The following is a 9,615-nucleotide window of genomic DNA, read 5'->3' on the forward strand; positions in this document are numbered from 1 at the left end:
ACACGAACCGAGAGGACCTCTCGATGAAGGCTCTGGTGCTCGCAGGCGGGTCCGGTACCCGGCTGCGGCCTTTCAGCTATTCGATGCCCAAACAACTCATCCCCATCGCCAACACGCCCGTCCTGGTGCATGTGCTGAACTCCGTTCGGGATCTGGGGGTGAGCGAGGTCGGCGTCGTCGTCGGCAACCGCGGCCCCGAGATCGAGGCGGTACTCGGTGACGGTGCCCGGTTCGGCGTGCACATCACCTACATCCCGCAGGACGCACCGCGCGGACTGGCCCACACCGTGGTCATCGCCCGCGACTTCCTCGGCGACGACGACTTCGTGATGTACCTGGGCGACAACATGCTGCCCGACGGGGTGGATTCGAGCGCCGAGGAGTTCGCCCGGTACCGGCCGGCCGCGCAGGTCGTCGTCCACAAGGTCGCCGACCCGCGCGCGTTCGGCGTCGCCGAACTCGGCCCCGACGGCGAGGTGCTGCGTCTGGTGGAGAAACCTCGGCAGCCACGCAGCGACCTGGCCCTGATCGGTGTGTACTTCTTCACCGCCGCCATCCACGAGGCGGTGGCCTCGATCGAACCCAGCGCCCGCGGCGAACTGGAGATCACCGACGCCATCCAGTGGCTGGTCTCCTCCGGGGCGGACGTGCGCGCCGGGCGCTACGACGGCTATTGGAAGGACACCGGAAGGGTCGAGGACGTCCTGGAGTGCAACAGCCACCTCCTGGACGGCCTGACCCGGCGCGTCGAGGGACGCGTCGACCCCGGCAGCGTGCTGGTCGGCCGCGTCGTGGTCGAGGCGGGCGCGCGCATCGTCCGCTCCCGGGTCGAGGGTCCGGCGATCATCGGCGCGGGCACGGTTCTGCAGGACAGCCACGTGGGCCCGCACACCTCCATCGGGCGGAACTGCCTGGTGACGGACAGTCGGCTGGAGCGCTCCATCGCCCTCGACGAGGCATCGGTCACCGGGGTCCGCGGCCTGCGCAACTCGCTGATCGGGCGTGCCGCGTCCGTGGGCACCACGGGCCGGGGCACCGACCATCACTGCCTGGTCGTCGGAGATCACACCCGAGTGGAGGTCGCGGCATGAGGATCCTGGTCACCGGAGCGGCAGGCTTCATCGGCTCGCACTTCGTGCGCAGCCTGCTCGCCGACGAGTACAGCGGCTGGGAGGGCGCCCAGGTCACCGCACTGGACAAGCTGACCTACGCGGGAAACAGGGAGAACCTGCCCGCCGCGCACGAGCGGCTGGTGTTCGTCCGGGGCGACGTCTGCGACCGCGATCTGCTGCGCGAACTGCTGCCCGGCCACGACGCCGTGGTCCACTTCGCGGCCGAGTCCCACGTCGACCGCTCCCTGGAGGGCGCCGGCGAGTTCTTCCGGACGAACGTCCTCGGCACCCAGACCCTGCTCGACGCCGTGCTGGAGAGCGGGATCGAGCGGGTCGTGCACGTCTCCACGGACGAGGTGTACGGCTCGATCGAGGAGGGCTCCTGGACGGAGGAGTGGCCGCTGGCGCCCAACTCCCCGTACGCCGCCTCGAAGGCCGGGTCGGACCTGGTGGCCCGGACGTACTGGCGCACCCACGGCGTGGACCTCTCGATCACCCGCTGCTCCAACAACTACGGGCCCTACCAGCACCCCGAGAAGGTCATCCCGCTGTTCGTCACGAACCTCCTGGAGGGCCACCAGGTGCCGCTGTACGGCGACGGGCGCAATGTCCGCGAGTGGCTGCACGTGGCCGACCACTGCCGCGGCATCCACCTCGTGCTCAACGACGGCAAGCCCGGCGAGGTCTACAACATCGGCGGCGGAAACGAGTACACCAACCTCGCCCTGACCGAGAAACTCCTGGAACTGACCGGCGCGGGCGAGGAGATGATCCGACGAGTCGCCGACCGCAAGGCGCACGACCTGCGCTACTCCATCGACGAATCCAAGATCCGCAAGCAGCTCGGCTACGCGCCGCGGATCAGCTTCGCGCAGGGTCTCGCCGACACGGTCGCCTGGTACCGCGACAACCCCGACTGGTGGAAGGCCGTCAAGCACGGGGCGATCCGTGCGGCCTGAGCACCGGCCCACGGCCGGGCTCTCGGTCGCGGTCCTGGGCGGCACCGGGTTCCTGGGCCGGCACCTCGGCGCGGCGTTCGCCGCGAAGGGCGCCCGGGTGCACCTGATCGCCCGCACTGCGGCAACCGAGTCGGTGCCGCCCAGCACCTCCGGAGTGACGACGACGCGGCTGGACCTGCTCACGACGGCACCCGAGGCACTCACGGAGGTCCTCGCCACAATCGGCGCCGACGTGGTGGTCAACGCGGCGGGCCGGGCCTGGCGGGCCGACGGGACGGAGATGGCAGCGGGCAACGTCGAACTGGTCGAACGGGTCGTGACGGCGCTCGCCGCCGCTCCCGGCCCTCCAGTACGGCTGGTTCAGCTCGGCAGCGTCCACGAGTACGGGGCCGGCGCCCCGGACGGCGCCACCGGCGAGGACCATGCGCCCACCCCGGTGACGCCGTACGGCCGTACCAAACTCCGGGGCACGCAAGCCGTCCTGCGCGGCACACGGGAGCGGGGCGTCGACGGGGTGGTGCTCCGGCTCGCCAACGTGATCGGTGCCGGGGTACCGGAGGGCAGCCTCTTCGGCCGGGTCGCCGGCCACCTCGGCACCTCTGCCCGGGCCGACGCGCGGGGTGAGAAGCCCGCCGCACTGCATCTGCCGCCCCTGCGTGCGGCCCGCGACCTGGTGGACACCGGTGACGTCGCCGCGGCGGTCCTGGCCGCGGCCACGGCACCGGCGCGGATCGTCACCGGCCAGGTGATCAATGTGGGCCGCGGCGAGGCGGTCCCCATGCGCGGGCTGGTCGACCGGATGATCGCGCTCAGCGGCCTGGAGATCCCGGTGGTCGAGGCGACCGAGGCACCCGCCTCGCGCACCGATGTCGCCCGGCAGTGCCTGGACGTCTCCCGTGCCCGGCGCCTGCTCGGCTGGCGCCCGCTGCGCAGCGTCGACGACTCCCTGCGCGACCTTCTCGCATCCGTACTGCCGCCGGAGCGACCGCCGCTCGGCACACCACTGGGCATCACGGCCGGCGCACCGGCCGAGGAAGGGGTACGACCATGAGCGACCGCAAGGACCGGATCCTGGAAGAGGTCCGCACATACCACCAGGAGGTCTCCCCGGAGCGTGAGTTCGTGCCGGGCACGACGGAGATCTGGCCGTCCGGCGCGGTCCTGGAGGAGGCCGACCGGATGGCCCTGGTGGAGGCGGCGCTGGATATGCGCATCGCCGCCGGGACCAGCTCCCGCAAGTTCGAGTCGGCCTTCGCCCGCCGCCTGAAGCGCCGCAAGGCACATCTGACGAACTCCGGTTCGTCGGCCAATCTGCTGGCGGTGTCGGCACTGACGTCGCACACGCTGGAGGACCGGCGGCTGCGGCCGGGCGACGAGGTCATCACGGTGGCGGCGGGTTTTCCGACCACCGTGAACCCCATCCTGCAGAACGGCCTGATCCCGGTCTTCGTGGACGTGGACCTCACCACCTACAACGCGACCGCCGACCGGGTGGCCGCGGCGATCGGTCCCAAGACCCGGGCCATCATCGTCGCGCACGCCCTGGGCAACCCCTTCGAGGTCGCGGAGATAGCCCAACTCGCCCAGGAGCACGATCTGTTTTTGATCGAGGACAACTGCGACGCGGTCGGCTCGCTCTACGACGGCAAACTCACCGGCACCTTCGGCGACATGACCACCGTCAGCTTCTACCCGGCGCACCACCTCACCATGGGCGAGGGCGGGTGTGTGCTGACCTCCAACCTGGCGCTGGCCAGGATCGTGGAGTCGCTGCGGGACTGGGGGCGGGACTGCTGGTGCGAGCCGGGCGAGAACGACCGTTGCATGAAGCGGTTCAAGTACCAGATGGGCACGCTGCCCGCCGGATACGACCACAAGTACATCTTCTCGCACGTCGGGTACAACCTGAAGGCCACGGACATCCAGGCCGCACTCGGTCTGGCGCAGCTGGCCAAGCTGGACTCCTTCATCGAGGCCCGGCAGCGCAACTGGCGGAGGCTGCGGGAGGGCCTGGACGGGGTTCCCGGGCTGCTGCTGCCCGAGGCCACGCCGCGTTCCGAGCCGAGCTGGTTCGGGTTCGTGATCACCGTCGACCCCGAGGCGCCCTTCGGCCGCGCCGAGTTGGTCGACTTCCTGGAGTCCCGAAGGATCGGCACCCGCCGCCTGTTCGCCGGCAACCTCACCCGGCACCCGGCCTACATCGACCAGCCGCACCGGATCGTGGGCGAACTGACCAACAGCGACGTCATCACCGAGCACACCTTCTGGATCGGGGTCTACCCGGCGCTCACCGACGAGATGCTGGACTACGTCACCGCCTCGATCAAGGAGTTCGTGGCCGCGCGCGGCTGAGCGGGACCGGCCCTCATCCCCCTCCAGAGATCGGGACGACGACACATGGACATTGTGGGAAACGGTTTCCTGGCGCGAAACCTTCGTTCGCTGGCCGGCCGGCATCCGGACACCGTGGCCCTGGCGGCGGGTGTGTCCTGGGCGAGCGGCACCTCCGACGAGGACTTCGCCCGTGAGGCGGCGCTGCTGCACGAGGTCGTCGAGCGGTGCCAGGACACCGGTCGGCGACTGCTCTTCTTCTCCACGGCGGCGACCGGCATGTACGGACTCGCCGAGGGGCCCGGCCGGGAGGACACGCCGGTGACGCCCTGCACCCCCTACGGCGCGCACAAACTCGCCCTCGAGCAGCTGCTGCGCGACTCCGGCGCCGCCCACGTGATCCTTCGGCTCGGCCATCTGGTCGGACCCGATCAGCCCGAGCACCAGTTACTGCCCACTCTGGTGCGCCAGTTGCGCGAAGGAGTGGTCCGCGTGCACCGGGAAGCGGCCCGCGACCTGATCGACGTCGGCGACGTCATCACGGTCATCGACCGTCTGCTCGCCATGGATCTGCGGGCCGAGACGGTCAATGTCGCCTCCGGTTTCGCCGTCCCGGTGGGGGACGTCGTCGACCACCTCGCGCGGGCCCTGGGTTTGGAGGCGCGCCGTGAGTTCGTCGACGCGGGCGTCCGTCAGCACGTCATCTCGACCGAGAAGCTGCGCGCCCTGGTGCCGCAGGTCGCGGAGATGGGCTTCGGCCCCGGCTACTACCGGCGGATCCTCGGCGACTTCACTGCCTCGGTGTCGTCCGGCACGTCCGCGCACGCCTGAACGTCCGCCTCCCTCCGACGCCCCAGCACCCGCCCCCGTACCCGGAAAGACCAGTGAGGACCCCGTGATGAACGACGAGAGACGTAAGAGCACAACACGCCCGCAGGGCGAGAAGGGCACTGAGCGCGGAAGGCGCTCCGTGCGCATGACGACCGCACTGGCCGGGGCCGCACTGATGCTGGCCGGCGTCCAGGGGCCCGCCCTCGCGGCACCCGCTCCCACCCTCCGCGGCACCGCCACCGCCGAGACGTCCCACTCGGTCGACATCACCTCCACCGACGCTGGGTTCACGGCACCGGCGACCACCCGTCCCGGGCTGACGACGTTCCACGCCTCGACCACCCAGGCGGGCAGGGGGTGGATCGGACTCGCACGGCTGAAGGACGGCAAGGGCTGGGACGACTTCCTGGGCGCCCTGTCCCGCGCGCTGTCCAACACGCCGTCCGACGTGCCCCAGGGAGCGAAGGACCTGGACGACACCGCCACCCTGCTCGGCGGCCTGGTGATCCACCCCGGACAGCCGGGGTCCTTCACCCAGCGCCTCCAGCCGGGCAGGTACCTGCTCTTCGACTATCTGGCGGTGGGCGACGCCGAGCCGCGCTACCACTGGCTGACGGTCACCGGGGACACCGTGGACCAGGGTCTCGCACCGACCGCAACGATCGTGTCCAGGAACGTACCCGGCGCCGGGCCGCGCTTCGAGATACGCGGCACGCTGCGCGCCGGCCGGCCCCTGCAGTACGTCAACGAGATCCCCGGCCAGGTCAACGAACTGCTCTTCGTGAGGATCGCGGACGGCACCACCGAAGCCGGCCTCAAGGCCTACTTCGACTCGATGCCCGACGACGGCACCTTCCCGCCGGACTCCCCGTTCACCTCGGTCAGCCTGGGCAGCCTGCATCTGTCCACGGGCCGGTCGACGGTCGTGCAACTCCCCGTGGAGCGGGCCCGGTACGCCGCGCTCACGTGGTCGAAGGACGCCACCGACGGGATCAAGCTCGTGAAGAAGGGCCTGTTCACCATCGTCGACTTCCGCTGAACGTCAGCCGTACGCCCTCGCAGCCCGGACACACCGGACCCATCGCACACGGGGAGTTCTCTTCGATGCCGTCTTCGCTCCTTCAAGCACGCGACAGTGCACGGCAGTTCGCCGACCGGATCGCCCGGTCGGCCGCCACCGCCCGGGGCGTGCACCTGCCGACCGCCGACTTTCCGGAATGGCTCGCCGAACGGGGCAGCGTCAACGCCTTCCGCGTGGACCGGATCCCCTTCGCGCAACTGGACGGCTGGTCGTTCCAGGAGACCACCGGGAACCTGGTGCACCGCAGTGGCCGGTTCTTCACGATCGAGGGCCTGCACGTCACCGAGCGGGACGGCCCCTATGGCGACGGCCCGTACGCGGACTGGCACCAACCCGTCATCAAGCAGCCCGAGGTCGGCATCCTGGGCATCCTGGTCAAGGAGTTCGACGGGGTCCTGCACTTCCTGATGCAGGCGAAGATGGAGCCCGGCAACCCGAATCTGCTCCAGCTCTCCCCCACCGTGCAGGCGACCCGCAGCAACTACACCAAGGCCCACCGGGGCGCGGACGTGAAGTACATCGAGCACTTCGTGGGGCCGGGGCGCGGGCGGATCGTCGCCGACGTCCTGCAGTCCGAACACGGTTCGTGGTTCTACCGCAAGTCCAACCGCAACATGATCGTGGAAGCGGTCGGCGACGTGCCCCTCCTCGACGACTTCTGCTGGCTCACTCTGGGGCAGATCGCCGAGCTCCTGCACCGCGACAATGTCGTCAACATGGACTCGCGAACGGTGCTGTCATGCCTGCCCGTCGCACCGAAGGCGAGCAACGCCCTGCACTGCGACGCCGACCTGCTGTCCTGGATCACCGGTGAGCGCGCCCGCCACGATGTGCACGCCGAGCGCGTTCCGCTGGCCGGGCTGCCCGGCTGGCGGCGCCACGACATGGCCATCGAGCACGAGGACGGACGCTACTTCACGGTGGTGGCGGTGGCCGTCCAGGCCGGCAACCGCGAGGTCACCAGCTGGACCCAGCCGTTGTTCGAGCCGGTGGGCCTCGGCGTCACCGCCTTCCTCACCCGGACGTTCGACGGCATACCCCATGTGCTGGTGCACGCCCGGGTCGAAGGCGGGTTCCTGGACACCGTCGAACTGGGCCCCACGGTCCAGTACACGCCCGGCAACTACGCCCATGTTCCGGACAAGGAGCGCCCGTTGTTCCTCGACACCGTGCTCGAGGTGCCGCCGGACCGGATCCGGTACGAGGCAGTGCACTCGGAGGAGGGCGGCCGGTTCCTCAACGCGGAGAGCCGGTATCTCGTCGTCGAGGCCGACGAGCGGGAGGCCCCACTCGATCCGCCGCCCGGCTACGCCTGGGTCACCCCCGACCAGCTCACCTGGCTGGTCCGCCACGGTCACTACCTCAACGTCCAGGCCCGCACACTGCTGGCCTGCCTCAACGCCACCTTGGCGGGCGCGCGATGAGCACGCCGGTACGCATCGGGGTGCTCGGCTGCGCGGACATCGCGGTACGGCGGATGCTGCCGGCGTTCGCCGCATCCCGCGACGTGGAGGTCGCCGCCGTCGCCAGCCGCGATCCGGCCAGGGCCGAGGAGGTGGCCGCACGCTTCGGCTGCCGTCCGGTGCGGGGATACGCCGAACTGCTCGACGCCGACGACGTGCAGGCGGTGTACGTCCCCCTGCCGGCCGCACTGCACGCCCCCTGGGTGGAGGCCGCTCTGAACGCGGGCAAACACGTGCTGGCCGAGAAGCCCCTGACGACGGACCCGGAGAGCACCGAGCGTCTCCTGGACCTCGCCGCGAAGCAGGGTGCGGCCCTGATGGAGAACGTGATGTTCGTCCACCATCCGCGGCACGAGGCGGTGCGGCGCCTCGTCTCCGCGGGACGGATCGGTGAACTACGCTCCTTCCACGCGGCGTTCACCATCCCCCCGCTCCCCGACGGTGACATCCGCTACGCGCCCGAGCTCGGCGGTGGCGCCGTGTCGGACGTCGGCCTCTACCCGCTGCGCGCCGCCCTGCACTTCCTGGGTCCCGCTCTCGAGGTCGTCGGCGCCAGGCTCACCCGAGGCGGCGGGCGACGGGTGGAGACGTCCGGCGCCGCGCTGCTGGGCACACCCGAAGGCGTCACCGCACACCTCACGTTCGGGATGGAGCACGCCTACCTCGCGCGGTACGAGCTTTGGGGCAGCGAGGGCCGGATCACGGTGGACCGGGCGTTCACGCCGCCGGCCGACTTCGTGCCCGTGATCGCCGTGCACGGGCACACCACGGAGGAGATCCGGCTGGATCCCGCCGACCAGGTCGCGGCCACCGTCGCCGCCTTCGTCACCGCGGTCCGCGCCGGGTCCGCGGTGCGTGGGGACACCCTGCGGCAGGCCGAGCTGCTGGACGACGTACGCCGTCTGTCCGCATGACCGAACTCCACCTCGACGCAGATCGGTTGGACCTGTGGCTGCTGACCCCGCCCGGAGTCGTACCGCTTCCCGTCGGGGAACTCGACGAGGCCGAGCGGCACCGAGCGGACGCCTTCCGGCGCCCCGCCGACCGGGCGCTGTACATCGCCGCGCACATTGCGCTGCGCCGGCTGCTCGGTGCGTACCTGCGCATCCCCGCCAAGGATGTGACGTTCGCCCGTGCGGACTGCCCCCGCTGCGGCGGCCCGCACGGGCGCCCCGTGCTGGCCGGCGCCGCACCGGGCGCACCGCACTTCTCGTTGTCCCACAGCCGGGGCGCGGTGCTCGTCGGTGTGGCCCGTGCACCGGTGGGCGTCGACATCGAAGGACTGCCGCGCCCGGAACGGGTCTCGCTGTGCCGATCGTCTCTCCACCCGTGGGAGCAGCGGGAGTTGGAGCAGTACGCGGGTCCGGGCCGACCGGCCGTCTTCGCTCGCCTCTGGGCGCGCAAGGAGGCGTATCTGAAGGGAACGGGCGTGGGGGTGGGCCGCTGGACGTCCGATGTGTATCTCGGTGACGCCGGCCCCGGGGCTCCGCCGCGGCCGGACGGCTGGCACGTCCTCGACGTGCCCTGCGGCCCGGGTCACGCGGCGGCCGCGGCGGTTCGGGAGCCGGTTCGGCACACCGTCGTGCACAGGCTCCGGCCCGAGTCGGTGCTGAGCCTCGCAGGCATCCCCGACGGACGTACCACGGACGCCCGACCGCGCCCGTCCCGCTCATGAAGGAGGAGACACGGATGACCGCACTGGACGACAGGCCTCCGGCGGGGGTCGAACCCGTCGACGGGCGCGGGCGGGTGGCGGAGCTGCACGAGATCCGTGCGCAGGCTGTGGCCGGGCCCAGTGAGAAGGCGACCGAGGCGCAGCATGCCAAGGGCAAGCTGAC

General features: G+C 70.9%; 9 protein-coding genes. All 9 read left to right on the plus strand.

The window, feature by feature from the left end:
* Positions 1–23 precede the first annotated feature (23 nt).
* The 9 genes from ADL25_RS26470 (at position 24) to ADL25_RS26510 (ending at position 9,452) form a co-directional block, all read left to right on the plus strand.
* Complete coding sequence (locus ADL25_RS26470; RefSeq protein WP_059130325.1) at positions 24–1,091, plus strand: glucose-1-phosphate thymidylyltransferase; 1,068 nt, start codon at positions 24–26, stop codon at positions 1,089–1,091.
* The gene (gene rfbB / locus ADL25_RS26475; protein ID WP_059130326.1) at positions 1,088–2,071 is read left to right on the plus strand and encodes a dTDP-glucose 4,6-dehydratase; all 984 of its coding nucleotides are present in this window, start codon (positions 1,088–1,090) and stop codon (positions 2,069–2,071) included. Before ADL25_RS26470 ends, rfbB begins: the two co-directional genes overlap by 4 nt.
* Complete coding sequence (locus ADL25_RS26480; RefSeq protein ID WP_059130327.1) at positions 2,061–3,122, plus strand: NAD-dependent epimerase/dehydratase family protein; 1,062 nt, start codon at positions 2,061–2,063, stop codon at positions 3,120–3,122. The genes rfbB and ADL25_RS26480 overlap by 11 nt, the downstream gene beginning before the upstream one ends.
* Positions 3,119–4,423 carry a lipopolysaccharide biosynthesis protein RfbH gene (rfbH, locus tag ADL25_RS26485; RefSeq protein WP_059130328.1) on the plus strand — a complete coding sequence of 435 codons (1,305 nt, stop codon included), beginning with the start codon at positions 3,119–3,121 and terminating at the stop codon, positions 4,421–4,423. The genes ADL25_RS26480 and rfbH overlap by 4 nt, the downstream gene beginning before the upstream one ends.
* 45 nt (positions 4,424–4,468) lie before the next feature.
* Positions 4,469–5,233 carry an NAD-dependent epimerase/dehydratase family protein gene (locus ADL25_RS26490; protein ID WP_059130329.1) on the plus strand — a complete coding sequence of 255 codons (765 nt, stop codon included), beginning with the start codon at positions 4,469–4,471 and terminating at the stop codon, positions 5,231–5,233.
* 67 nt (positions 5,234–5,300) lie between these two features.
* Positions 5,301–6,272: a hypothetical protein gene (locus tag ADL25_RS26495; RefSeq protein ID WP_147318050.1), complete on the plus strand. Its 972-nt coding sequence runs from the start codon at positions 5,301–5,303 to the stop codon at positions 6,270–6,272.
* Positions 6,273–6,337: 65 nt separating this feature from the next.
* Positions 6,338–7,738, plus strand: a complete 1,401-nt coding sequence (locus ADL25_RS26500) for an NDP-hexose 2,3-dehydratase family protein (protein WP_059130331.1) — start codon at positions 6,338–6,340, stop codon at positions 7,736–7,738.
* Positions 7,735–8,691 (plus strand): Gfo/Idh/MocA family protein, encoded by a 957-nt coding sequence (locus ADL25_RS26505; protein ID WP_059130332.1) that lies wholly within the window; start codon positions 7,735–7,737, stop codon positions 8,689–8,691. Before ADL25_RS26500 ends, ADL25_RS26505 begins: the two co-directional genes overlap by 4 nt.
* On the plus strand, positions 8,688–9,452 hold the full coding sequence (locus ADL25_RS26510; protein WP_059130333.1) for a 4'-phosphopantetheinyl transferase family protein: 765 nt from the start codon (positions 8,688–8,690) through the stop codon (positions 9,450–9,452). Before ADL25_RS26505 ends, ADL25_RS26510 begins: the two co-directional genes overlap by 4 nt.
* The last annotated feature ends 163 nt before the right edge of the window (positions 9,453–9,615 follow it).

The organism is Streptomyces sp. NRRL F-5122, assembly GCF_001507435.1.
Taxonomy (GTDB): Bacteria; Actinomycetota; Actinomycetes; order Streptomycetales; family Streptomycetaceae; genus Streptomyces; species Streptomyces lannensis.